The organism is Clostridium cellulovorans 743B (assembly GCF_000145275.1).
Lineage (GTDB): Bacteria > Bacillota > Clostridia > Clostridiales > Clostridiaceae > Clostridium_K > Clostridium_K cellulovorans.
In genome coordinates, this window is the sequence record NC_014393.1 from 4228339 (window position 1) to 4252984 (window position 24646).

Consider the following 24646-nt stretch of genomic DNA (forward strand, 5'->3'; position numbering starts at 1 on the left):
TATAGACAGTGCCATAAAAATGTCTTCGACACCGTCTTTAAAATCTCTTTATTGAAACTGAATAACCAAGTTTTTTAAAAAAGAAGTTTTAAAATCGCTTGTCCCGCTTTTCTATTTTTCCCCTTATATGGGTAACAGTGAATATGAATAGCTGGATTGAAATTTAACTCAATTATTCCATAATTAACATTATCCGCAATTTCACTTATGTTATCAATCATCATGTCTACACCACATATTCTAGCATTTACAGCACTTGCAGATTTAATAGCGATTTCTTTATAACTACCATGAATGTCATCAGTAAAGTCTATACTATCTCCACCAGTACTAATATTAGAATTTTCTCTTAAAAATACTCTTTCATCTTTTTTTGGAATATATGTGCTACTTTTTCCTTGATTTTTTAAGAATAGCTCTTCACTTTCTCCAAGTTTAATTTTTTCAAGAGGTGTTTTATATCCATGACCTCTTAATGGATCTAAATTTTTTTCTTCAATAAGCTCAGTAATATTTTTTATCCCATCACCAATAACATTTGCTGGAACCCTATGAAGTATTCCTACAACTTCATTATCAATTACCAAAAACCTATATTCTTTACCACTAAAAAATTCCTCGATTAACACAGTATTATCATGCCTAAATGCCATCTCCAAAGCTTTTTCATAATCTTCTTTAGAAAAAGATTCTTTAAAAATGGTTATTCCAATTCCGAAATTAGTTGACTTAGGTTTAATAACAATTTTTTTATCTTTAAAATATTTAAAATCAGCTACTGCGCTCTTTACTTCATCATAATCCCTTCCTTTAGGAACTCTGATATTATTGTCACTTAAAACTTTTTTAGTTACAAGCTTATTTTCCATTATAAGAACTGTACTATACGAATCCTTCGAGGTTTTAGTTGCTTGCTTTATATATTCTTTTTTACCATTTTTAGATAGCGAAATAAAATTCTCACTCTTATCCAACACTTCTATATTAATACCGCTAGTTACTGCATCCTTTAAAAGTATTTGAGTAGATAATTCAAGATCTTCAAAACCAATAAAATTAAATTCTTTCTTTTTACTTTCTTCTAAATACTGTTTAGCTTTATTCATATGAAATTCAATGAAAGAAGAATTTTTTGTAGATTTTACTATTTCTTCTGAAACAGTATCTATATTATTTAAAATTTTACGTTTTTCTGACTTTATTATATTTTTATATTTATCTTCAAAATCCAAAACACTAGCTAATTCTTCCAATCTTGTTAATATTTCTAACGCTTTGTCCTTTAATAAAATCTTACTGCCATCATCTTCAAATATAAAAAGTTCATCTGCCATACCACTTATTGCCACCAAATCATGGTTTGTATTAGCTATTCTTTGTTCCTCTTCCGTTAAAGGTTTATCTTCGATAAAAAGCATAAGTAAAATAAATAAATGCATGAAGTATAAACTTTCTTTACTTACTCCATTCTTATACATAGGATTTAAATCTAAGATTCTTACTTCTAGATAATTTATACCACCGTCTAATAATTGTTGCAGCAAGTCATCTGTCACACTGGTCTTTAATCTTATAGGATTATAAAACTCCTTGTGACTTATCAACTTACCATTGTTCACTAGACCTTTTAAATCTTCAACATACTTTTCAACAGAATTAAAGGAAACATAGCAATCCTCTTTATTCTTATAACCATAGATACTATTTCTCAGAGAAACCATATTATTAATGCTATAGCTGTCATTATTAATCTTAAAAGCATCCCTCATAAAACCTTCTATATAAGTTTCATGAAATATTGGACTTGCTCCTGTAAGATATATTATAAGCCATCGGTATCTCAAAAAATTCCTAGTTATCCTTAAATAGAAATTATTACGAAACTCCTTATAACCTTCTCCTGTACCTATACTATCATATAGTTCTTCTATAAAACTATCTTTGAAAGAAAAATTATAGTGTATACCACTAATCAGTTGTCTCTTTTTTCCATATTTTTTAGATAATTCTTCTCTATATTCCTCCTCATGCCTATTTTCCATTTTAGCGATAATTATTTCCTCTGCCTCTGGCAGATAAGGTGGATTACTCTGTGGCCATAGATATTCTTCCTCTAAATTTAGGCTTACAATATCCTGAAGATTCTCTAAAAAATTATAAGACTCATCTATGGAATCAAAGGCAGGTGTTATTACTTCAACCTGACTTTCGGAAAAATCCGCCTTTATATATGAATTTTCGACTTTTTTCCCGAAAGCTTTAGGATGAGCTGTTAATGCCAACCTCCCCTTTTTATCAACTCTCAAATTTTCTTTTTCAAGACCAAAATTTCCCAAAAAAAGATACTCATGTAGATTTTTTTCTTCTATAACTTTTAGTAAATTTTCTTGAAATCCTTGCATCAACTCATGCCTCCGAAACTTCTTAAATTATAATACCTCTTCTATACTAACTACATCATATCCAGCATCATCTATCGCAAATTTTATTTCTTCATCTTTAACGCTTTCTTCAGCATCAACTATAGCTGTTTTAGTATCTAACATAACTACTATGTCTTTTATACCTTTTATTTCTTCTAAAGCATTTGTAACATGGTTAACGCAATGATTACATGACATTCCTTCAATAACAATTTTCTTTTTCATAAAAATTCCTCCTCTTTAATTGTAAGTTTCATCTATTCTTCATTTATACAATAGATTTTCACATCCATTAATAATTTTGCTATATCATCGAAAGATAAGTAATTAGTTGAATTTCATCTTTGGAATATCTAATATAATTATTTTTTACTATAGTTATTCATTACCATATATTGTAAACTTTAATCTATAAATTTTGATAAAAGTTTCATAACTTCGTCTAATTTTTCGTCACCTTTATCATGAATTATCGCTTCCTTAACACAATGACTTAAATGTTGCCTTAAAATAAGTAAATTAGCTTTCTTAAGAAGGGCTTGTGCAGCCATTAACTGGTTAGATATATCAATACAATATCTTTCATCCTCTATCATCTTAATTATTCCTTCAATTTGTCCCTTTGAAGTTTTTAAAGCTTGTAGAACTTTTTTTCTCTCTTCGTTCATATACTGCCTCCTAGATAGTGTTCCTATACCTCCCCACCCCCTATACTGGGTGTGCCTATATATTACTCTTATATACTTCCAATGTCAATAGGACTCCTCTTCACCTTAATAGTTTTTTGTACTATTTATTTTATCCGGCTTTTAAGCGAAAAGCTGATTTCTGATAAACACAGAAATCAGCTTTTTCTTACTTAACTACTCTTATTAACTTCTATTTAGCAGACTCTTTTTTTCTTAAGATTATAACTGTTCCTATACCTAATACAATCGTACCTAAAGTTAATAATACAGTCATATCTATAGGTGAACCTGTTGTTGTTAATACTGGAGCCTCTACAATAGATTCAGCTAAAACAAAATTACTAAAGTGAGATGTTTCAAAGGTGAAAGTATTATTTGCACTATCAAATGTTCCTCCTAAGCCTTCAAATTTATTTGTACTATCATTATAGTAATAACTTGCAAGCTTATTTGTATCTAATCCATTAATATCATCAGCAGTTAATTTTAATGTAATAGTTGCTTTATTTCCATTATTAAATTGAATTATGTCTTGCAATTTATTACCATTACTGTCGTAAACAGCTGTAGTAAACTCAAATACCTTATTAACACCCTTTATCAATTGCAATATTGCATTATCTATCAATACGTTTTGTTTAATCGATAAATATGATCCTGGTGCAAATCCAGTATAATCTGCTATGCCTATTGGAAGTATAATATTACTATTTGGTGTAATAATTTCGAAGCTTCCTGCTCCGCCGTTTATTGCTGCTGTATTTACTCTTGTTTCTACAGAAGTAGCAGTGCTAGGTAACGGTGGTTCAACAAGGTTAGCTAAATCCTTATCTATTGTGTTCGAATCAATGGCTACAATAATAGAACCATTATCTTCAGCGATTACCCCATCAGCAATTACCTTTCCATCTTTCATAATTTTAGCACCTGTTGCTATATCTCCAACGACAATTCCGCGGCCATTTGTTCCAAGGTAAACACGACCATAAACCTTAGGATCACCTGTTATAGCAACATCTGTTGATCCATATTGGTGGGCATCATCATTAATTCTAATCCAAGTTTCTCCTTTATCATCTGATCTGAAGATACCACGTTTTCCACCGATTTGAGCAGAAGTGTATATTGTCATATAATCTTGACCAGTAGCTGCCATTCCAAAACCAATGGTATCAGCTTCTTCAACATTCGCAACCTTTGTGAACGTTGCACCTCCATCTGCTGAGTGCCACATACCGTAAAGTACTGGCTCATCTATAGTTTTATCTGGATTTGGAGTCTTTCCAGTTAACCAGATTTCACCTTCTTTACCTGCCATAGCTTTAAATTGTCCAGTGGTTGGTAATTCTGTTGCTGCACTTTCAGTAAATGTAACACCACCGTCCTTACTTATATAGAACTTTCCATCTTTAAAACCATAGAATTTATCTGGATTAACACGATCTGAATAAACCTTTGCCGCAGCTGGAAGACCTGTAGATTTAGTCCAACTCGTTCCTTTATTAGTTGTATAATAAGCTCCACTCATATTTTCAGCACTCCAAAGAATAGTGCCTCCATCAGCATTAACTGCAACAGTTCCTTTCTCTGCATAGGCATCGGAACCATTAACTGTTTCTTTAAAACTATTTGTAGGATATGTCCAAGTAGTTCCTCCATCAATTGAGTATTGAATATTTATGGTTGCACCAGCATTTGAAAATCCACCATTACCAACTCGCACTATCACTTGTGGGGATTTTTCTGCATAATCTATACTACTTGTATAAACACTAGATAATTTCTCTGGTACTACGTTAATATCTGTATGAACAAAGCCATTGACATCAAATAAACCACTTAAAAGCTGAACACCTGGCGTTGTAGGGCTAACTAATGCACTAACTGCTGTTTCTTCAATACCTTGACCTTTTACTTTTATATGCACTACTCCATCAGTTTTATCCCAATCTGTTAAATTGTCAGTTCCATAAACTGTTGCACCAGTTCCATATATCATCTTATTTGAATCAAATGGATCAATTCCAACATAATCAAGCATCCACCCTAGCTTTACATTGGTTTCTGGCATCGATTTATTTGCTCCCCAATCTAGCCATTTTGATGCTGAATAATCTATATCATAATGAAAATTACGTTCTGGATATGCTCCCCATTCCCAAATAGGTTTCCATGTTGCTCCACCATCAGTACTTCTATACATATTTTCATCCGGCCACCAAATGTTCAAAGTTGATACTACTATTGTATCTGGATTTTGTTTATCAACAGCAAGACCTCCGAAGCCAGCATTAATTGCTGCTCCACTAACAGGAGAAATATCTGTCCAAACACCTGTTTTTGTATCATACTTCCACAATTGTCCGTTATCACCATTATATGGACCAGCTCCATCAACATAAGATATATAAAGCATACCATTGGAAGCTAAAATACCGTGATGAGGAAGGAATCCTTCGACACTAGGTGAAGTCCAATCTGTTGGTCTGTGCGGTTGACCTGCAAGTGCTGTCCAAGTTGCTCCACTATCCGCACTATGATAAATAGAGTTACTATCATCAGCTACACCAACATAAATATCTTTTGATGGTGTTCCTTTAGTACTTGAACTTGTATCAAATGCAACCCAAAGTACTCCATATTCATTGCCATAATAATCTTTAATCGTTCCTACTGATGGGAAGTTATCAACTTTACTCCAAGTTACACCATAATCATTACTTCTCCAAAGTCCATCCCCTGTACGTGCACCAAAATAAATAACCTTGTTGTCATTAGGATCTATAACTAGACGTTCTCCCATCCCTCTTCCTGGCATATTTCCACCAAATTTAAATGGAAGTTCAACTCTATCAAAGGTATTCCCTTTATCCTGAGATCTAAGTATGTATCCATTCATTTTTGTCCAGTCATTATTATAAGTACCTGCCGCTATGTACATTCTATTTGTCTCTACTGGATCAGCAGCTAAACTTTCACACCCCAGTAAATTCCACTCATCAAAACTTACCCAGTCTGTAAGTGGTATCCATTTTCCTGCAGCATTATCCCACCTATATGCTCCACCCATGTCTGTACGAGCATACATTAAATCTTTTTCTCCTTCGTTAAAAATTATGGCAGGTACATATCCACCAGCGACAATTTGTACATTTCCCCAATTATAACTTTGGGTTTTATATCCGCTAGTAGCCACTTGTGCATTTACACTTACCTGCGTGCCTGAGGTAAATGCACAAACAACTGCACAAGCAATAGCAGAAATTCTTTTAATTAAACTTCTTTTCATTCTTTTGACCCCCTAAATATATTTTAGAAAACATTTACCTAATTATTATGGTTTATAGTTGAAAAAATAAATCGACATTTTTCATTTTTTTAACCTTTATTTTTCACTTTAATATATGTAATGCAATAATAACTGTATATGACGTTGATTTTTAACAAATGAAGAATCATTATTTTCGATGTGAAACTTTTATTTCACTATATGAGTAAAACTTTTATACTAAATAACTTTTCCTTACAAATAAAAAAACCTATGATTAACAGTTAAACATCCTGTTAATTCATAGGTTCTTCATCATTCATAAAATTAAAACTTTCTACTGCAACTTTTTATTCTGAAAAGTTTCTAAGCTCTAAATACAACGTCTTCCCTATTAAACATAAATCTAGCAGCTAAAATTGCTAATATAATATATACACCTGTCCAAGCAAAAGTAACTCCGATGTGTAATGGATTATATATTCCAGATAAAACTTCTTTCATTACGCATGCTCCATTTGCAATTGGTATATTTAAATATATAAAATCAATATTTTTTGCATCCATCATATATGTTAGGTACGTTGGGATCATTGCAAGAATTATAAGCGGTGAATTATAAGTTTGTGCTTCTTTAAAAGATCTTGCAAATATACTTATCGCTAATTCCAAAGCACCAAAAGCCATAGTTGTAAATACCAATAGAACTCCTATAATAATTATAGCTTGTGGCTCAATAGCTACACTAGCAACTCCGGATTCGCTACCCATTGTAAACATTCCATTTTTCATATTCATGGCAATAAACATACCAATTAATGAAGCACCTGCTGTAATAACTCCCATTACAGTAATTGCAAGTAACTTTCCCCATAAAATTGATATCCTATTTGCCTTGGTTGTTAATAGTGGTTCAAGAGTTCCTCTCTCCTTTTCACCTGCACCAAGATCTGTCGCTGCTGCTAATGGACCTGAAACAGCGTATATCATTAACATTAAAGGAATAATCATGCCAACTAACATTTTTGCCATGCCTTCATCCTCAGCTGTAGAACTCTTTTCATCTACTACTACTGGATTTAAAAGAGTTTCATCTATATTTCTGCTTGCAAGTCTCTCAGTAACTATAGTTTTTGAGTATTGCTCAATTAGTAAGCTAATAGCAGATTTAACATTCTGCGAATCACTACTACTATTATCATAAATCATTGTAATCTTACTGGACTGGTCCTTTGATATTGTTTCATCAAAGTTGTCTGGTATTTCTAGTGCTAAATATACATCACCTTTTTCAACTGCTTCTTCTGGATTATCAGTTTCTATGATATTTATATTATCTTGACTTTTTATGTATTTCTCTATGGCGCTATCACCTTTTGATACTATAGAAATTTTCATATTTTCTGAAACAGAATTCATAGATTTATTGAAAGCGAATCCCATAACAAAAGATAGAATTGGAAATAGTATAAGAGGAATTAAAATCGCTGAAATAACTGATTTTCTATCTCTTAAAATATCACTTAACTCTTTTTTAAATACTATCAGCTTTGGACTACTCATTTTTTTCACCTACCAATGACATAAATACTTCTTCCATATCGCTATTATTATACTTTGTCTTTAACTCTTCTATTGTACCTTGTTCTACTATTGTTCCTTTATTTATTATAATGAGTCTATCACATAACTTTTCAACTTCTGCCATTGAATGGCTTGAAAAAATAATAGCTTTTTTATCAGCCTTGCATTTGAAAATAAAATCCTGAACTATTCTTGCAGCACTAACATCAAGTCCTGCTGTAGGTTCATCAAAAAGCATAACTGATGGTTCATGAACAATAGATCTTGCTATAGCAATCTTTTGTTTCATGCCCCTTGAGAATTTTCCAACTCTTCTCTCAATGTATTCCTCCATACCTAGTTCTCTGGCAAGTTTATCAACACTCTTATCTGAAGCTTCTTTACTCATACCATTTAGTTCACCAAAATATTTTATATTCTCTCTACCAGTTAACCTATCGTATAATCCAACTTCACCACCAAAAAGTATTCCTATTTCTCCTCTAACTTTCTCTGCATCTTTTTTAATATCAAATCCGTTAATAGTAGCAGTACCTGAAGAAGGTTTCAGCATGGTAGCTAGTAGTCGTAGCGTTGTAGTCTTACCTGCTCCATTTTCTCCCAGTAGCCCTACTATTTCTCCTTCTTTAACAGTGAAACTTATATTATCAACTGCCTTCAAATTTTTGAACTCCTTTGTAAGTCCTTTTACCTCTAACACAATTTCAACCTCCTTTTAATGTATGTATTTCATAGATATCAAACTAACTTTTTGTCAAACTTCCTAAAATCTTATTTTCCTCACAATCTCCTCATGACTTATTTTATAACAAAATTTTGCAAATTTCATTAATAACTGAAAATTTTATATAACCTATTATTCAGCATCTCTATAATACATATATTTCACACATTATGTATTAAACCACCTATATTAAATTATTTTATATATTTAAGACTAATAATTTATCATATTTTTTGGTATACTCTACATATAATTTGTAAACCTATACTTTCATAAGGAGGAAACCCAATGGATTATAATATTTTGAGTGTCCACGATTTAAATGGTCGATTAGGAGAAATCGATTTAATTGATATACGTGATGAATATGAATATAAAACTGGGCATATACCAACAGCTAAAAATATACCTATGAGCGAAATTCTTAATAATACAGAAGATTATCTTGAAGAAGACAAAGAATATTATATAGTCTGTCAGTCTGGTGGTCGTAGTTCTATAGCCTGTGCAACTTTAAGCTCAAAAGGCTATAAAGTTATAAACGTATCTGGCGGAACTAGTTCCTACTTCCATCCATTAGAAAAATAAATTTTACTTTATAAAACATATCTTCAGCTTTAATAATAGTTTACTTATTCATTATAAAATTTTCATAGTTAGACCTATATTTAACACGATTATAAAATTAATTGTATAATCTAAAATCAATTTTAAAAACATGTCTCAGAGATAGTTCTTTCTATCCTGAGACACATTTTTATCTTTGTTAGTTATTTTTATAATCCTCATATCCTAAACTTAAACTATTCGCTAAATTTACTAACTTGCTTCTCTGTCATACCAACAAAAATATTTTTAGTTATGGTTATGTGTATCTATAAAAAAGATAAAACTTTAATTGTATTTATATGTTTTCCTTAGTTACTATTTCTCAAATCAACATTTTATTGATATATCGCTTTTATTGGATCAAGTTTTGAAGCTTTAATAGCGGGAACAATACCAAAAATTATTCCTACAGTCACAGAACAAATTGTTGCACCTAAGAAACTTCCAACAGTCATCACTGGTGGGAAAGGTAAAAATGCCCCTGCTATCTTTCCAAAAAGATAACCAAACAAAATTCCTATAAGCCCCCCAGAACCTGTTACAAAAATAGCTTCTATTAGAAATTGCAACATAATACTTCTTGGTTTTGCTCCAATTGCTCTTCTTATTCCAATTTCTCTTTTTCTTTCTGTTACTGAAACATACATAATGTTCATAACTCCAATACCACCAACAAATAGAGATATTCCTGATACTACAGCTATGAATGTAGTTATACCACCGATAACTTTTTCTAAAGCTTTTGTTATAGCTTGAGGGTCTGCAACCTCATATTTTCCAGCTAAATCATTATGATTTTCCTTTAATATGGTTGTTACTTCATCTAACACTTGATCCTTATCTGCTTTTATATCCACAGTAACCTTAAAATTACTTATATATGAGTTATCAGTGATGCTTTCATAAGATTGCTCTTGAATATAATCCTTAGGTCCCAAAAGTGAAAAACCTGTAGACTTTTCCTGGATTCCTATAACTTCAAAATTAGTATTATTTATAGTTACAGCTCTTCCAATCCCCTCTTCTAACTCATCAAAAAGTCCTTCTGCTACTTCTTGAGATAAAATCACTAAATTTTGGTCTTCCTCACCCTCATTGAAATTTCTTCCATATAGCAATTTTATAGTTTCATTTTTATATGGATATATTATTCCCATGGTCGTAGAACTAAAAAATTCTATATTAGATACATTTACATTAAGCATTCCACCTGAATTAGTTTCAACCTTTTCTACTCCATCAATAGCTTCCACTGAATAAACATCATTTTTATCAAAAGGTTCTGCTATTCTACTATCCATTGTAGAATTATCTGGCATAAATTGGATAGAATAGCTATTTGCTGCAGAATCCTCTACTGTTGAATTAAGTTCTGCTTTTAATCCATTTCCAATAGATAAAATTGTAACAACAGAACTTATTCCTATAATTATTCCAATCATAGTAAGAAAAACACGTAGCTTATGAGCACTCATGCTAGATAAAGCTGTTTTAATCAAATCCTTTAAAGACATATTTATTCCACCTTCACCACTAATCCATCTTTTATATGAATTACTTTATTTGCATATGAAGCTAACTCCTCATCATGAGTTACCATTATAATTGTTTTATTATCTTCATTAAGTTTCTTTAATATCTCCATTATCTGCGTGCTAGTTACACTATCTAGTGCTCCTGTTGGCTCGTCAGCGAAGATAACATAAGGATCATTAATAAGTGCTCTTGCAATTGCTATCCTTTGCTGCTGGCCTCCTGATAATTCAGTAGGTTTAACATTTTTCTTTTCAAGAAGTCCTACCATCTCTAGATATTTATTTGTATCATCGATTCTTTTCCTTTTTGGAACCTTGCCTCTGTATACTAATGGCAACTCTACATTTTGTGCTATAGTTAGAGACTCTATAAGATGAAACTGTTGAAATATAAACCCCATATGCTTATTTCTGAGCTGTGATCTCTGGTTTTCATTAAAATGAGTTACATCCTTACCATCAAAAATAAAGTTTCCATTATCAAAATTGTCTAATAACCCAAGTAAATTCAAAAGTGTAGTTTTCCCACTTCCAGATTTGCCCATTATCATAACAAAGTCACCTTGTTCTATAGTTAGATTGATACCTTTTAAAACATGCAGCTTATCACTTCTTAACCTATAGAACTTATTAATGTCTTTTAATTCTATAAGCTTACTCAACTTTTGTACCTTCTTTCGTATCTGCAGTTGGCTCTTCAGCTATTTTATCTCCTTCACTTAAACCTTGAAGAATTATTGCATCGTCTTCTTGATTACCTCCATACACTACTTCCGCCTTTTCAAATTTACCGTCAACATCTTTAAATACATAATATTTATCTTCTTCATTTATAAGTGATGTAGCTGGAATCTTTATGCCTCCATCATTTAACAAAATTGTTGCTTGTACATGGAAACCATTGATAAGATTTTCTTGGCTATCAAAAGCAATTTTTATCTCATAGTTTGAAACTGAAGATCCTGCCGAATTTGTTACATTTCCTAACGCTGCAGCTTCTTTAATTGGTTTTGCTCCAATAGTTGCAATTTTTCCTGTAACATTCTTCTTTTGTCCAAATATATAAATATCTACAGCTTTTCCTTCTGTAAGCTTTAACTTGTCCTTTTCATTTACAGTACCATTTACACACAAAATATTACTTTCAACTGTTATATAAGGTTTCGTCATATTTGTTTCTATTTCTCTAAGGGTGACTATTCCATCGATTGGTGAAACAACATTAGATGTTTCCTTTTCTCTAAGTTTGTTTATCTTGTCTTGATACGATGATATCTGAGCATCAGCTGCACTAATCTGATCATTAAGTGTACTTATTTGAGAATCAAAGTCTTCAACTCCACTCAAAGCACCAGTAACATTTTTCATCTCTTGCTTTTTAGCTTCCAATCTATTTTTCGCTGCTGTATTTGAATCTCTTTGTCTTCTAGCTGTTGCTATTGTATCCTCACAGGTATTTAAGGTTTCTGTAACTTGTTCATTTTTATATGTAAAAAGAATATCTCCAGCCTTAACAACTTGTCCATTTGTTACATTAGTAGTGTTAACGGTTCCTTTACTAGCATCAAGATAAATATCTTTGTAACTCTCAGGTTCAATAATGCCATTCACATAAACCTTTTTACTCTGCGGCACTGTAAATAATTCTACTTTAGTAGCTTTGACATCAGTAGTTTTGCTCTTCTTGGTTCCAATCCCAATAGCTACTGCAGCGCCAACAGCTACAACAATCACTATAATACCAATAATGTGAGTTTTCTTCATAAAATGCACCTCTAATTCAATAAAGTTTTGTTGATTACTTTTTTTTACATATCGCTATATTATCTCAAATGGTACACTATTCACTATTCAGTGTCAATATATTGTCCACTTTTTTTCACTTTAATAAAATAGCTAAGTTTCAATACTAAATTCACCTAAAATATAATAAATCCTTTAATCTCTTTGCAAATCTATCATTAAGAATTCTATTAATCATCCTAATACAAACTTATCTCTTATGCCAAAGTTCAATAAAAACTTTGTCATAAAAATAAATATGCTATAGATACTTCAACCAACTTTAACAATAAATAGTAAACTTACTATTTACATATAATATTCTATGTAATATATTGGAAATGGGCTTATTGTTTTCTTTTACAAATTTGTTAAGAAAATTTTTTCTCATCCGATATTCCTAATGTAGATTTTATATTTTAGTACATCTTTTTTAATTATGTTAGTACATATTTTTTAATTATGATAGGAGGACTTTATATGAATAAATTTAATAATTTAAAAATATCTCATAAACTAATAATATGTTTTATATTGATATTTGTTATATCTGAAATTATAGGTATTTATTCACTTATAAAATTAGCTGATACAAAAAATCATATGGTTTCTATTTATGAAAATGATCTACATGGAGTAATGTATTCTGGAAATATAAAAAGTAATATTTTCGAAATAGAAACAAATGTTTTAACTCTTTTGGATGAAGAAAGTAAATATAAGTTTGACCTTCTAAATACAACTACAGAAAATCTTCAAAAGGATAACACAAATCTGGTTTCTCTATATGAAAAAACTATTGCTGACAGTTCTAAGGATGAACTTGATTTTTTCAAACAGAAACTTGAAAACTTTAATGAAAATGTATCACGAATTCTTTCTTTTATAGAAAAAGGAGATTATAAGACATCTAGAATTGCTTATAGAAATATTGAAGCAACTAACAAAATTCTATCTGATACTCTAAACAAGTACATAAGTGAAACTAACTCAATTTCTCAAAATGATATTGATGAAGCAATAAATAACTATAACAAAGCTAAAAATATTGTAATAATACTCTCCTTACTAACTGTAGTTCTTGTAGTATTAATAAGTTATAACATGTCTCGTTCTATAACAAAACAAATAAATGCAATATTTAAATTTACTGAAGCCTTTGGAAATGGGGATTTATCTGTTCCTCTTCAGAACACATCAAAAGATGAACTTGGACTCGTATCTATTCAGTTAAATAAAGCCGTGGAAAATATAAAAGCTTTGATAAAACATGTAGCAATAAGTTGTGAAAATATAAATGCCTCCAGTGAAGAATTATCAGCAATTACTGAGGAAGTATCCTCACAAGTTAGCCTTGTAAGTGAATCTACAAGTCAAATAAGTGCTGGTATAGATACTCTCAGTACTAGTACCCAAGATGTAAGTATTTCTATTGTAGATCTCACTTCTGAATCAAATGAACTATCAAAAATGGCCTTAGATGGCAAGGTCTCTTCACAAGAAATCAAAGATAGAGCTATCTTAATTCATAATAATGGTGTAGCTTCTGCCACAAAAGCTAATGATTTATATGATCAAAAACGTGCAACTGTAGCTAAAGCTTTAAAAGACGGAGAAATCATCAAAGAAATCAAACTTATAACAGACAGTATTATGAGTATTACAGAGCAAACAAATCTATTAGCTCTTAATGCTTCAATAGAAGCAGCAAGGGCTGGAGAAGCTGGAAAAGGTTTTGCCGTAGTTGCAGAAGAAGTTAGAAAACTCGCAGAACAATCTTCATCATCAGTAGCCGATATAAAAGCTGTTATCGATGGTGTTGAGTCTACCTTTAATAATCTAGCTATAAACACAAAAGCTTTATTAGACTTCATGGAAGGTACAATAAAACCAGATTATGACACACTATTAGATACTTCAATAGCCTACGAAAATGATGCCAATTATATGCAGCAAACTGCTGATAAAACCGCTAGTTCTTCTGATTCTATCAAACACACCCTAAAAGCAATAAGTTCTGCTGTTGAAAATGTATCTGCCGTTGCAGAAGAAAGTGCTGCAAGTTCTGAAGAGATTAGAAATACTATGTCTGATACAGCTAATGCAATTAATGAAATAGCGAGATCTGCCCAACAACAAGCTGAATTAGCAGAAATTCTTAATTCTCAAATTCAAAAATTCAAAATATAGTATTAAATAGATTTATAAAATCATATTATTAAAATAGATATTATATAAGTTCTGTTATTGAGATTACATAAAGCTTCTAAAAAAAATATTAAAAATATCAATATGATCTATGAAAAGTCTTTATTCGAACATATAATTTAAAAATATATATTTTTTACATTACTTAACTTGTATTAATATCAAAGGTTTAGTACAATATAAATAAATCTATCATTAATCCGATAGTATTGGGAGGTTTGTAAATGGCATTTGAATGGAAAGATCGTTACAATTTAGATATTGAAGAAATTGATAAGCAACATAAAAAACTAATGGAAATTGGCTCAAAAGCATATGAAATAGCTATAATAAATGATGGCTATGATAGATATGACCAAATTATGACAATACTTGATGAGCTACAGGAATATACAAAATATCATTTTCACTATGAAGAAGAACTGTTAAAAAAACATAATTATGAACATACTCATGTTCAGGAAGAAGAACATTTGTCTTATGTAGTAAAAATAGCAGAATTATCTTCAAGAGAAGATATCGACGATAATCAAAGAAAAACTATCCTTGAAATTATAGACTTCTTATCTCAATGGATAAGTAATCATATAATGCTTTCTGATCGCAAATACGCAGAGTTTTTAAAAGCTGTAATATAAAATTTATCTCCTTATTATAAGTCTATTTTATAAATTATAAGGAACTAATAATTTATAGTTTATTTTTTCTTGCGTTAATTCTAAATCCCTTGATAGTTTGGCGCATCTTTTAGTTGTTTCAATAATTTTTAGGTTACATGTAAAATCCCCATGCAGTATGTTACTTATACTACATAGGGATTTCTTTTATAAAATATTATTTTATCTTTCCGCCTTCAACAACAACGGATTCTGGATCTATAGAATCACCATAAGCTGGTTGTAATGTTTTATCATAAGCTTCATGAATAAACTTCTCCTCGCCAAGCTTTGTAAGTTCATCATTTATCCAATTTAAAAGTTCCACATTTCCTTTTTGTACTGCTGGTGCAATAGTATCTAAGCTGCCAAGTGACTCCACACCTGTAGTAAATCCTTTATTTTCTCTTGCCCAAGCAAAAAGTAATGTATTGTCATGTGCTAAAGCAGAACCTCTTCCATCCTTTAATGCTTGAAAAGCTTCAGTATTTTGATCATATTTTAAAAGTTCTATATTAGGGTAATTTTTAGTGAAATATGTCTCTGCTGTAGTCCCTTTATTTACTATCAATTTCTTTCCCTTTAACTGGTCTACATTAGTAATCTTATCACCTTCAGGAGAAACCACTCCTAAAGCAACTTTCATATATGGATTTGCAAAATCAACTTTTTCTTTTCTCTCATCTGTAACTGTAAAATTAGCTAGAATAACGTCAACCTTTCCAGTTTCTAAATATTCTACACGACTTGCAGCTTCCACTAAGACAAACTGAACCTTACTTTCATCACCTAGTAAATCCTTAGCAAAACGTCTTGCTATATATACATCAAATCCTTGGTTATTTCCTTTTTCATCTACGTATCCAAAAGGTGGCTTATCACTAAATACACCAATCTTGATGACTCCATTTTTCTTTATAGTTTCAATTGATGATTCCTTTGAAGTTTTAGATGAGCATCCAGCTAATACTCCTATTGCAATTACAAGCGTAGTTAAAATTGATGCTACCTTAAATCTCTTCTTCATTCTTCATTCCCTCTTTCATTATCAAAATTAAAGGTTTTTAAAAAACTCTTTGCTCGTTCAGTTTTTGGATTATTAAAAAATTCCTTGGGAATACTGCTTTCAGTAATTGTTCCTTCATCAATAAACACAATCCTATCTGCAACAGCCTTAGCAAACTCCATTTCATGAGTTACTATAACCATGGTCATTCCTTGTCTTGCAAGTTCTAACATAACATCTAAGACTTCACGAACCATTTCCGGGTCTAATGCTGCTGTCACTTCATCAAAAAGCATTATTTCTGGATTCATGCAAAGAGCTCGTACAATTGCTACCCTTTGTTTTTGGCCTCCTGAAAGTTGTCTTGGATATGCATTTTTCCTATCTATAAGCCCAACTCTTTCTAACAACTTTTCAGCTTGCTCTAAAACCTCATTCTTATCACGTTTTTGTACTTTGATAGGTCCGAGCAATATATTATCTATAATCGTCATATGGGGAAATAAATCATAGCTTTGAAAAACCATGCCGATTTTCTGGCGTATAAGATGCCACTTAGTCTTATCTTCATTAATTACTTTCCCATTTAACTTTATAATTCCTGACTTTATATCTTCAAGTCCATTAATACATCTAAGAAGCGTACTTTTTCCACACCCTGAAGGCCCTAATATAACTAAGACCTCTCCTTTATTAACCGTAAGGGAGACGTTGGATAAAACCGTATTTGAATTTTCGTATTCTTTGTATAGGTCCGCTATTTCTAGCACAGATTGCTGTAACGTCATATCTCTACCTCCTTAACTCCCCGCACCTTTTTCAGTAGAATAAAAAATTTCATTAATGATTAACTTTTATATCTTACATTTTATTTTTGTAGCTACTTAATTAGTTTATATTTTTTATAGTTAATTTAGCTCTGCCACTTTTTCTCTAGTCTTTTTGAAAATAATGACATCGGGTAACAAATTATAAAGTAAAGGATAAAACAAAATCCATATACCCAAAAGGCTGCAGAAGGATTTTTTAAAACTGAAGACTCTATAATCTGTTGTGAAACCTTTAATACCTCTACAACCCCAATAAGTACCACTAAAGATGTTGTCTTTATCATTCGTGTTGCAAGATTCATTGCTGCTGGAACTAGTCTTCTCACAACCTGAGGTATTATTATATATAAATAAATTTGGTTCTCTGTAAGTCCTATAGCTTTTCCGCTTTCTCTTTGATGTTTTGGAAGTGACATTATTGCTCCTCTAACTAAATCTCCCATTTCTGCAGTACCCCATAGAGAAAAAACAATTATAGAACCCAGTTCTCCTTCTAAATGAATCTTTAGAATTTTTGTAATCCCAAAATAAAAAATAAACAACAATACTAAAATTGGTATAATTCTAATACTCTCTAAATATAATCTTGAAAATATTTTTATACTCTTTCTTTTTGAAGTCATAATAATGCCAAATATAATTCCGAGTATGCTTGAAATAGCTATTGATATAAGTGCTATTCTCCCTGTAACTAACAACCCGCTAAGCAACCTTTGTAAATTTACCCCTTGAAAGATGATGCTAGCCCCCAAATCCTGCATAACGCACCCTCCTCTCAATAGTTGTAAATATCAAAGATATTGGAAGTAAAATAATAAGATAAGCTACTACCAACATAGTAAGAGCTTCGGTGGTTTTGTAATACATTCCTATTAAATCCTTTGCCACGAACATAAGATCCGCCAAGGCTATAGCACTAACAATTGAAGTCTCCTTTAGAATAAAAATTGCATTTGCCCCTAGTGAAGGAACTGCCACCGCAAAAGCTTGGAGAAATATTACATAGCGAATAAGTTGAGGCTTTGTTAATCCAATGCTAAGTCCAGCTTCTACTTGAGTTTTGCTAACCGCTTCAAAGCCACCGCGAAAGGCTTCTGACATATAACTTCCTCCCAAAAACGCTAGTCCAACAACAGCACAGGTTATGGCATCAAGTTTTACTCCAACTTGTGGTAGTCCATAATACAAGAAAAATAATTGTATTAGAAGAGGTGTATTTCTAGAAACTTCTACATAAACTCCAACTATTTGTTTCAGTCCCTTAACCCTGTAATAAACTATAATGCTGCAGATAAATCCAATAATTATGGATAATATGATTCCGAAAAAGGCAAGGGTAAGTGTAAGTTTAGCCGCCTTAATGTACATAGGTATATATTTTATAACAAAATATAAATCAAAACGCACTGACTTCTCACTCCTCTCTGAAATATAAATAATAGATGATTTTTATCAATTTAAGATCACCAATCTAATAATGCTTGCTGTTTTTATTCTTAAAGACTGTACGTAATATAATATAAAATAAAGAAAGCACACAACTAGAATTTATATAAGTAAAATTCTTATTGCAATTGTTGAATTGCATAATCTACATATAAATTTGCTGCCAGTAGAATCCCATCCTCATCTATGTCAAATAATCCACAATGATGCGGTTGCAAAGTATTTGGATTATCTTTATTTGCTGTACCCACAAATGCATACATCCCAGGAACCGCTAAGAGATATTCAGCAAAATCATCTGAACCCAAAGATTTTTGTCTATTTGTTATTATCCCTTCTTTGCCTAAGATTTCATTTGCAACTTTATAAACCTCATCACAAACAATCTCATCATTCACAAGAGGAGACGCACATTCTTCAAAGATTATTTCTGCTTCTGCTCCAAAAGCAGCTGCAGTATTCTTTGCTATCTTAACTACACTCTCATTTACTCTTTTTCTATTTTCTATACTGAAAGTTCTTGTCGTTCCTTCTAAAATAGCTTCACTAGCTATAATATTATAGGCTGTACCCGCTCTAAGAACTCCAATACCGACTACTGTTGGATCAAATGGACTTGATTGTCTACTTACTATCGTTTGAAGATTCGTAACAATTTTGCTACTAATATACAGCGCATCAATTCCCATTTGTGGTTCTGAAACATGAGCACTTTCTCCATGAACGATTATTTTAAAGTAATCACAAGAAGCATTAGTAGTTCCTTTTGTAATAGATACTTTTCCAACCTCAATATCTGAAGAAACATGAATTCCGAATACTCTATTCACATCTTTTAGATGTCCTTCTTTTATAAACACTCTTGCACCTTGACCGATTTCTTCCCCTTGCTGAAAAAACAAGTATATCTCTCCAGCTAATAAATACTCTTTAGCCTTTAAGATCTTAGCTGCCCCTAACAGTGCAGCAGTATGCCCGTCATGACCACAAGAGTGCATAAGTCCTTCCTTTTCTGATGCATACTCTTCTATCTTTAAATCTTCTATCATTAGTCCGTCTATATCTGCACGAAGAACAATACGCTTATTGCTATCTATTCTCCCCTTTATTATCCCAAGAACTCCAGTCTCTCCAACTCTTTTATGCTCTATCTGAAGTGAATCCAATTCCTGTTCAATTTTTAAGGCTGTGTTATATTCTTTGAGGCTTGGCTCAGGATTCCTGTGAAAATATCTTCCTAGCGAAATTATATATTCTTTTTCAGCTTCAATATATTCTTTTAATTTCATCTTAATCATCTCCCTTTCTACTTCAAATATTCCATATATCATTTAAAGCTTACAAAACATCTTGATGCTAGTTATTGATGGTCCATACATTAATCTCTAAGTTAATTTATCATTCTAAACTTTAATGGTTATCTAAACTGGAACTTGACAATTTACCCATTACCGGATAAAAAATATTTACGGTAATCATATATGTTTTGTAGGATATGTTTATTATATCACCAGAATTTTCATTAAGCAATAACTTTAAACATAATTAAGAGTAATTCCTATAAATTTCCCAAATGTTAATTTATAAGAATTACCCTAATTTAACCCGTTGTGCTAGTTAAATACGCTGGCAATACTTACAAATAGAAAAACTCCAGCATATTTGCTAACCTATCATTAAAAAACACCACTAATCTAATGATAGGAGGCTAACCTATATGCCAGAGTTTAATAAAGATTCTACCATAACAATAAATGACTTAAAAGATTTTATTGTTGTCACTTATGTTATAATTGATGACTTTTACCAAAAAGTAACTCCAACATTTATTAAAAATCGTCGTAACATCGCTAAATCAGTAATGACTGATAGCGAAATAATTACGATTTCTTTAGTAGGTGAACTCTTAACCATTGACTCTGAAAAAGCATGGTTTGGATTTTGCTCTAAAAACCTACGAGACTTATTTCCCAACTTTTGTAGTAGGCCGAGGTTTCATAGAGTTAGAAAGTCATTATTTCGAGTCATTGATGAAATTCGTAAAGAGTTAACGAAATTTCTTAACTATCAATATGACCGAATGAGAATTGCAGATAGTATGCCAATTCCTGTGTGTAAGTTTGGGAGAGCTCATTTCCATAAAGCTTTTAAGCCGGAGGCTGCCTACGGGCGATGCGCTTCGAAAAAAGAAACATATTATGGATTCAAATTACATGCTTTAGTAGCCCTCGATGGCTATATCACAGATTTTACTGTAACAGCAGCAAATATTGATGACAGAGATGTCGTCTGGGAACTCACAGCTAATTCAGAGATTGATATACTAATAGGTGATAAAGGATATATAGGTCAAAAAGTTGCTTCGCAATTAAAAGAAACAAGGTACATTCGTCTTTTAACAATAAATCGTAACAATAGTAAAACTAAACTTTTAAAACCTTTTAGGCAGTTGATATTCAAGGCTCGTCGTAGAGTAGAAACTACTTTTTCTCAGCTCTCCGAGCAATTAAATATGCAGAGGGTTCTTACAAAATCAACTTGGGGATTTGCCACAAGAATATCAAATAAAATATTAGCTCATAATCTTTGCTATTTTATAAATAAATTTTTTAATATAGGTATAGAAATATCAAAGATTAAAGAATTAGTATTCGGATAATAATTTCCAAAAACAGTATATGAGACAATAGGATAGGACTGCCTAAAATCATGGTATAAATATCCTTTTAATGAAAACTTATCTGCTAGCACAACAGGTTAATTTAACTATTGATTTGAACCACCATTTCTTGTATATAGCTCATTTTCCTGTACCACTCCAATTTATTTATGTAGGATTACATGGAAACTCATAACTATTTGACATAGTTATTGGACGCTTTACTGCTCAGGTCTCTTTATCAATAAAACTGATATCTCTTAAAAATTTCTCAATTATTTCTTACGCATTATCTTCTTATAAACATAAAAAGATAGATGCATTTATTGCCACTGCATCTATCTTCCTGTTATTAGTTTTAGTTTTCTGCGAAAAGAGGTGTTGAGAAATATCTTTCACCAGTATCAGGAAGAAGAACTACGATGTTCTTTCCATGATTTTCAGGTCTGTTTGCTAGCTCAGTTGCTGCCCAAAGAGCTGCTCCTGATGAAATTCCGACCAATATTCCTTCTATTTTCGCAATAGCGCGTCCTGTTTCAAAAGCATCTTCATTTTCTACAGTTATTATTTCATCATATATTCCCTTGTTAAGAACATCTGGTACAAACCCGGCACCAATGCCTTGTATTTTATGCGGTCCTGGTGTACCCTTTGAAAGTACTGGTGAAGCTGCTGGTTCTACAGCCACAATCTTTACATCAGGATTCTTTGATTTTAAGAATTCTCCAACGCCTGTTATAGTTCCACCTGTTCCGATACCAGCAACAAAAATATCAACTTTTCCATCTATGTCCTCCCATATTTCCGGTCCTGTAGTTTCTCTATGAATTTTAGGGTTAGAAGGGTTTACAAATTGTCCTGGGAGGAATGAATTTGGAATCTCTTCTCCAAGTTCCTTAGCTTTTTCTATTGCACCTTTCATTCCCTTTGCACCTTCTGTTAATACAAGTTCAGCACCATAGGCTTTTAAAAGATTTCTTCTTTCTATACTCATTGTGTCTGGCATAGTTAAAATAATTCTATATCCTCTTGCAGCAGCTACAGATGCAAGGCCAATTCCTGTATTACCACTAGTAGGTTCTATTATAACTGAGCCTTCTTTTAAAAGACCTTTAGTTTCCGCATCCTCTATCATAGCCTTTGCAATTCTATCTTTAACACTTCCTGCTGGATTAAAAAATTCTATCTTAGCGATTATAGAAGCATCTATACCTTTTACTTTACCGTAATTTTTTAATTCTACTAATGGAGTCTTTCCAATTAACTCAGTAATACTTTTATAAACTTTAGACATAAACATTCACTCCTTCATACTTTTATAAATCCATTTTATAATTCTTATAGGTTTAGTATGGATTAATTATAAATCTAATATCATTATATGTCAATAAGGAAATATCTTTCATATATGTTTACTATGTTTTGTATTTTTTTAAATAATCTTTTAATACCATATATCTATGCAATTATTATTATCTAAACACTCTGATTTTTATTATTTTTTTCTAAAAACTAATAATCTTTTAACATATAGATAAGTTGCATTATTAAATTTTAGCCGAGCATTATGGACGTATTAAGAAATGTATATACCCTATAGAGATTCTTTATCAAAAACCTCATATAAGTTTTATTATTTAAGTCTCATGAAAAAAATATACTAACGTCTTAAAAAACAATATAACTTATGGAAATTCTTTATTGACATACTTTAAGTTTGCAATTATAATTAAACATATAAAACTTATAACATTACTATGAAATAACATTTATCTTTAAAACTTAATAATATGCCTTATCAAGAGAAACTGAGGGACTGGCCCTATGACGTTTCAGCAACCATGCTTTATAGTGATGGTGCTAAATCCAGCAGATTTAAATCTGAGAGATGAGGATGGATATTTTCATATAAACGGATTTTTGTAAAAAAGTCTCCATCTTTAACCAGATGGGGACTTTTTTTAACTATATAAATATTTTCAATTATTATGATGTAAAAACTAATTTAATTTTTAAATATCTAGGAACATAATTTCGAAAAAATGTTCATACTTTTATAAGAAGGAGAGAATTATTTATGGATATCACAACAGTATGTATTCACGGTAATAGAAAAAATTTAGATTATACAGGTGCTATAAGCGTGCCTATATATCAATCTGCAACTTTTGCTCACCCAGCTGTTGGCGAAAGTACAGGTTATGATTATTCAAGGCTCCAAAATCCTACAAGAGAGCACCTTGAAAATATAATAACAGACCTAGAGCAGGGAAAAGGAACTGTAGCTTTTTCAACAGGAATGGCAGCAATCTCAGCACTTATGGAGTTATTTTCAATTGGAGATCACCTTATCATAAGCGATGATTTATACGGGGGAACTCACAGATTGTTTAGTCTTATCTCAAAGAAGAACGGAATTGAGTTTGATGTAGTCAACACTTCAAAAGATACAGACTTAACAAAATATATTAGAAAAACTACAAAAGCAATATTTATCGAAACCCCATCAAATCCTACAATGCAAGTTACAGATATTAAAGCAGTTGCTGAAATTACTAAAAAACATAACTTATTATTAATTGTAGATAATACCTTCTTATCTCCTTATCTTCAAAATCCAATTTTACTTGGAGCAGACATCGTAGTCCACAGCGGAACAAAATTTTTAAGTGGCCATAATGATACTCTTGCAGGTTTTTTAGTAGCTTCTACCGAAGATATTCTAGAAAAACTAAGAGTAATAAGTAAAACTACTGGTGCATCCCTTTCTCCTTTTGACAGTTGGTTATTAATTAGAGGAATCAAAACCTTATCAATTCGTATGGAAAAGCAACAGGAGAACGCAAAAATTATCGCTGATTGGCTGTGTAGACAGCCTAAAGTTAAAAAAGTTTACTATATAGGCTTACCTGAGCACCCTGGATATGAAATTTCTAAAAATCAAAGTAGAGGCTTTGGCTCAATGATCTCCTTCGAAGTTGAAAATGAAGAAACTGCAAAACAACTTTTAGAAAAAGTAAATCTAATATTGTATGCTGAAAGCTTAGGAGGGGTAGAAACTCTGATAACTTATCCTATGTTACAAACCCACTCTGACGTACCAAAGGAAGAAAGAGAATCCAAGGGCATAAACGAATGTTTTCTTCGTCTCTCTGTTGGTATTGAATCTGCTGATGATTTAATAAAAGATTTAGAACAGGCACTAAGTTAAGATTTTATCTAGATTT

Annotated in this window: 20 protein-coding genes and 1 riboswitch; of the genes, 5 read left to right on the forward strand and 15 right to left on the reverse strand. The window is 31.5% G+C overall.

Going from position 1 to position 24646, the window contains the following annotated elements; genetic code table 11:
- Positions 1-74: 74 nt before the first annotated feature.
- From gshAB to CLOCEL_RS17275, 6 genes are all read right to left on the reverse strand, one after another.
- Complete coding sequence (gene gshAB, locus CLOCEL_RS17250; RefSeq protein WP_010073533.1) at positions 75-2402, reverse strand: bifunctional glutamate--cysteine ligase GshA/glutathione synthetase GshB; 2328 nt, start codon at positions 2400-2402, stop codon at positions 75-77.
- A 27-nt stretch (positions 2403-2429) separates the two neighbouring features.
- A complete protein-coding gene (locus CLOCEL_RS17255; RefSeq protein WP_010073534.1) occupies positions 2430-2648 on the reverse strand; it encodes a heavy-metal-associated domain-containing protein in 219 nt (72 codons plus the stop codon).
- 179 nt (positions 2649-2827) lie between these two features.
- The gene (locus tag CLOCEL_RS17260) at positions 2828-3091 is read right to left on the reverse strand and encodes a metal-sensing transcriptional repressor (protein WP_010073535.1); all 264 of its coding nucleotides are present in this window, start codon (positions 3089-3091) and stop codon (positions 2828-2830) included.
- Positions 3092-3302: 211 nt separating this feature from the next.
- Complete coding sequence (locus CLOCEL_RS17265; RefSeq protein ID WP_010073536.1) at positions 3303-6401, reverse strand: WD40/YVTN/BNR-like repeat-containing protein; 3099 nt, start codon at positions 6399-6401, stop codon at positions 3303-3305.
- Positions 6402-6746: 345 nt separating this feature from the next.
- Positions 6747-7943 (reverse strand): ABC transporter permease, encoded by a 1197-nt coding sequence (locus tag CLOCEL_RS17270; protein ID WP_010073537.1) that lies wholly within the window; start codon positions 7941-7943, stop codon positions 6747-6749.
- Positions 7936-8664, reverse strand: coding sequence for an ABC transporter ATP-binding protein (locus tag CLOCEL_RS17275; protein WP_010073538.1), 729 nt, complete (start codon positions 8662-8664; stop codon positions 7936-7938). The genes CLOCEL_RS17270 and CLOCEL_RS17275 overlap by 8 nt, the downstream gene beginning before the upstream one ends.
- Positions 8665-8976: 312 nt before the next feature.
- Here CLOCEL_RS17275 and CLOCEL_RS17280 point away from each other — a divergent pair, with 312 nt between their 5' ends.
- Complete coding sequence (locus CLOCEL_RS17280; protein WP_010073539.1) at positions 8977-9276, forward strand: rhodanese-like domain-containing protein; 300 nt, start codon at positions 8977-8979, stop codon at positions 9274-9276.
- A 356-nt stretch (positions 9277-9632) separates the two neighbouring features.
- On the opposite strand, the gene CLOCEL_RS17285 is transcribed toward CLOCEL_RS17280, so the two are convergent.
- From CLOCEL_RS17285 to CLOCEL_RS17295, 3 genes are read right to left on the reverse strand one after another with little or no spacing between them, the layout of a single operon-like run.
- On the reverse strand, positions 9633-10811 hold the full coding sequence (locus CLOCEL_RS17285; RefSeq protein ID WP_010073540.1) for an ABC transporter permease: 1179 nt from the start codon (positions 10809-10811) through the stop codon (positions 9633-9635).
- Between the two features lie 2 nt (positions 10812-10813).
- The gene (locus CLOCEL_RS17290; RefSeq protein WP_010073541.1) at positions 10814-11494 is read right to left on the reverse strand and encodes an ABC transporter ATP-binding protein; all 681 of its coding nucleotides are present in this window, start codon (positions 11492-11494) and stop codon (positions 10814-10816) included.
- A complete protein-coding gene (locus CLOCEL_RS17295) occupies positions 11487-12596 on the reverse strand; it encodes an efflux RND transporter periplasmic adaptor subunit (RefSeq protein WP_010073542.1) in 1110 nt (369 codons plus the stop codon). Before CLOCEL_RS17295 ends, CLOCEL_RS17290 begins: the two co-directional genes overlap by 8 nt.
- 498 nt (positions 12597-13094) lie before the next feature.
- Here CLOCEL_RS17295 and CLOCEL_RS17300 point away from each other — a divergent pair, with 498 nt between their 5' ends.
- Positions 13095-14804, forward strand: a complete 1710-nt coding sequence (locus tag CLOCEL_RS17300) for a methyl-accepting chemotaxis protein (protein ID WP_010073543.1) — start codon at positions 13095-13097, stop codon at positions 14802-14804.
- A 242-nt stretch (positions 14805-15046) separates the two neighbouring features.
- Positions 15047-15460 carry a bacteriohemerythrin gene (locus CLOCEL_RS17305; RefSeq protein ID WP_010073544.1) on the forward strand — a complete coding sequence of 138 codons (414 nt, stop codon included), beginning with the start codon at positions 15047-15049 and terminating at the stop codon, positions 15458-15460.
- A gap of 196 nt (positions 15461-15656) precedes the next feature.
- Here the strand turns inward: CLOCEL_RS17305 and CLOCEL_RS17310 are convergent, their stop codons facing one another.
- The 5 genes from CLOCEL_RS17310 to CLOCEL_RS17330 all read right to left on the reverse strand — a co-directional run bounded on the left by CLOCEL_RS17310 (position 15657) and on the right by CLOCEL_RS17330 (position 20049).
- Positions 15657-16505 (reverse strand): cysteine ABC transporter substrate-binding protein, encoded by an 849-nt coding sequence (locus CLOCEL_RS17310; protein ID WP_010073545.1) that lies wholly within the window; start codon positions 16503-16505, stop codon positions 15657-15659.
- The gene (locus CLOCEL_RS17315; protein ID WP_010073546.1) at positions 16502-17272 is read right to left on the reverse strand and encodes an amino acid ABC transporter ATP-binding protein; all 771 of its coding nucleotides are present in this window, start codon (positions 17270-17272) and stop codon (positions 16502-16504) included. The genes CLOCEL_RS17310 and CLOCEL_RS17315 overlap by 4 nt, the downstream gene beginning before the upstream one ends.
- A gap of 125 nt (positions 17273-17397) precedes the next feature.
- Positions 17398-18075 (reverse strand): amino acid ABC transporter permease, encoded by a 678-nt coding sequence (locus CLOCEL_RS17320; RefSeq protein WP_010073547.1) that lies wholly within the window; start codon positions 18073-18075, stop codon positions 17398-17400.
- Entirely contained in the window at positions 18056-18721 is a 666-nt protein-coding gene (locus tag CLOCEL_RS17325; RefSeq protein ID WP_010073548.1) for an amino acid ABC transporter permease, read from the reverse strand. Before CLOCEL_RS17325 ends, CLOCEL_RS17320 begins: the two co-directional genes overlap by 20 nt.
- A 158-nt stretch (positions 18722-18879) precedes the next feature.
- Positions 18880-20049: a M20 metallopeptidase family protein gene (locus CLOCEL_RS17330; RefSeq protein ID WP_010073549.1), complete on the reverse strand. Its 1170-nt coding sequence runs from the start codon at positions 20047-20049 to the stop codon at positions 18880-18882.
- A 428-nt stretch (positions 20050-20477) separates the two neighbouring features.
- Here CLOCEL_RS17330 and CLOCEL_RS17335 point away from each other — a divergent pair, with 428 nt between their 5' ends.
- Positions 20478-21419, forward strand: coding sequence for an IS982 family transposase (locus CLOCEL_RS17335; protein ID WP_010077629.1), 942 nt, complete (start codon positions 20478-20480; stop codon positions 21417-21419).
- A 358-nt stretch (positions 21420-21777) separates the two neighbouring features.
- On the opposite strand, the gene cysK is transcribed toward CLOCEL_RS17335, so the two are convergent.
- Positions 21778-22713, reverse strand: coding sequence for a cysteine synthase A (gene cysK / locus CLOCEL_RS17340; RefSeq protein WP_010073550.1), 936 nt, complete (start codon positions 22711-22713; stop codon positions 21778-21780).
- Between the two features lie 498 nt (positions 22714-23211).
- Positions 23212-23314, forward strand: a riboswitch (SAM riboswitch).
- 182 nt (positions 23315-23496) lie between these two features.
- Between cysK and CLOCEL_RS17345 the strand changes: the two genes are divergently transcribed.
- The gene (locus CLOCEL_RS17345; RefSeq protein ID WP_010073551.1) at positions 23497-24630 is read left to right on the forward strand and encodes a trans-sulfuration enzyme family protein; all 1134 of its coding nucleotides are present in this window, start codon (positions 23497-23499) and stop codon (positions 24628-24630) included.
- Positions 24631-24646 lie beyond the last annotated feature (16 nt).

Bases quoted from the DNA above. Each gene is read 5' to 3' on its own strand.
- CLOCEL_RS17280 (WP_010073539.1), top strand. From the start codon at position 8,977: ATGGATTATAATATTTTGAGTGTCCACGATTTAAATGGTCGATTAGGA.
- CLOCEL_RS17265 (WP_010073536.1), bottom strand. From the start codon at position 6,401: ATGAAAAGAAGTTTAATTAAAAGAATTTCTGCTATTGCTTGTGCAGTT.
- CLOCEL_RS17310 (WP_010073545.1), bottom strand. From the start codon at position 16,505: ATGAAGAAGAGATTTAAGGTAGCATCAATTTTAACTACGCTTGTAATT.
- CLOCEL_RS17305 (WP_010073544.1), top strand. From the start codon at position 15,047: ATGGCATTTGAATGGAAAGATCGTTACAATTTAGATATTGAAGAAATT.
- CLOCEL_RS17270 (WP_010073537.1), bottom strand. From the start codon at position 7,943: ATGAGTAGTCCAAAGCTGATAGTATTTAAAAAAGAGTTAAGTGATATT.
- CLOCEL_RS17300 (WP_010073543.1), top strand. From the start codon at position 13,095: ATGAATAAATTTAATAATTTAAAAATATCTCATAAACTAATAATATGT.
- gshAB (WP_010073533.1), bottom strand. From the start codon at position 2,402: ATGCAAGGATTTCAAGAAAATTTACTAAAAGTTATAGAAGAAAAAAAT.
- CLOCEL_RS17255 (WP_010073534.1), bottom strand. From the start codon at position 2,648: ATGAAAAAGAAAATTGTTATTGAAGGAATGTCATGTAATCATTGCGTT.
- CLOCEL_RS17335 (WP_010077629.1), top strand. From the start codon at position 20,478: ATGCCAGAGTTTAATAAAGATTCTACCATAACAATAAATGACTTAAAA.
- CLOCEL_RS17285 (WP_010073540.1), bottom strand. From the start codon at position 10,811: ATGTCTTTAAAGGATTTGATTAAAACAGCTTTATCTAGCATGAGTGCT.
- CLOCEL_RS17315 (WP_010073546.1), bottom strand. From the start codon at position 17,272: ATGACGTTACAGCAATCTGTGCTAGAAATAGCGGACCTATACAAAGAA.
- CLOCEL_RS17260 (WP_010073535.1), bottom strand. From the start codon at position 3,091: ATGAACGAAGAGAGAAAAAAAGTTCTACAAGCTTTAAAAACTTCAAAG.
- CLOCEL_RS17345 (WP_010073551.1), top strand. From the start codon at position 23,497: ATGGATATCACAACAGTATGTATTCACGGTAATAGAAAAAATTTAGAT.
- cysK (WP_010073550.1), bottom strand. From the start codon at position 22,713: ATGTCTAAAGTTTATAAAAGTATTACTGAGTTAATTGGAAAGACTCCA.
- CLOCEL_RS17330 (WP_010073549.1), bottom strand. From the start codon at position 20,049: ATGAAATTAAAAGAATATATTGAAGCTGAAAAAGAATATATAATTTCG.
- CLOCEL_RS17320 (WP_010073547.1), bottom strand. From the start codon at position 18,075: ATGCAGGATTTGGGGGCTAGCATCATCTTTCAAGGGGTAAATTTACAA.
- CLOCEL_RS17295 (WP_010073542.1), bottom strand. From the start codon at position 12,596: ATGAAGAAAACTCACATTATTGGTATTATAGTGATTGTTGTAGCTGTT.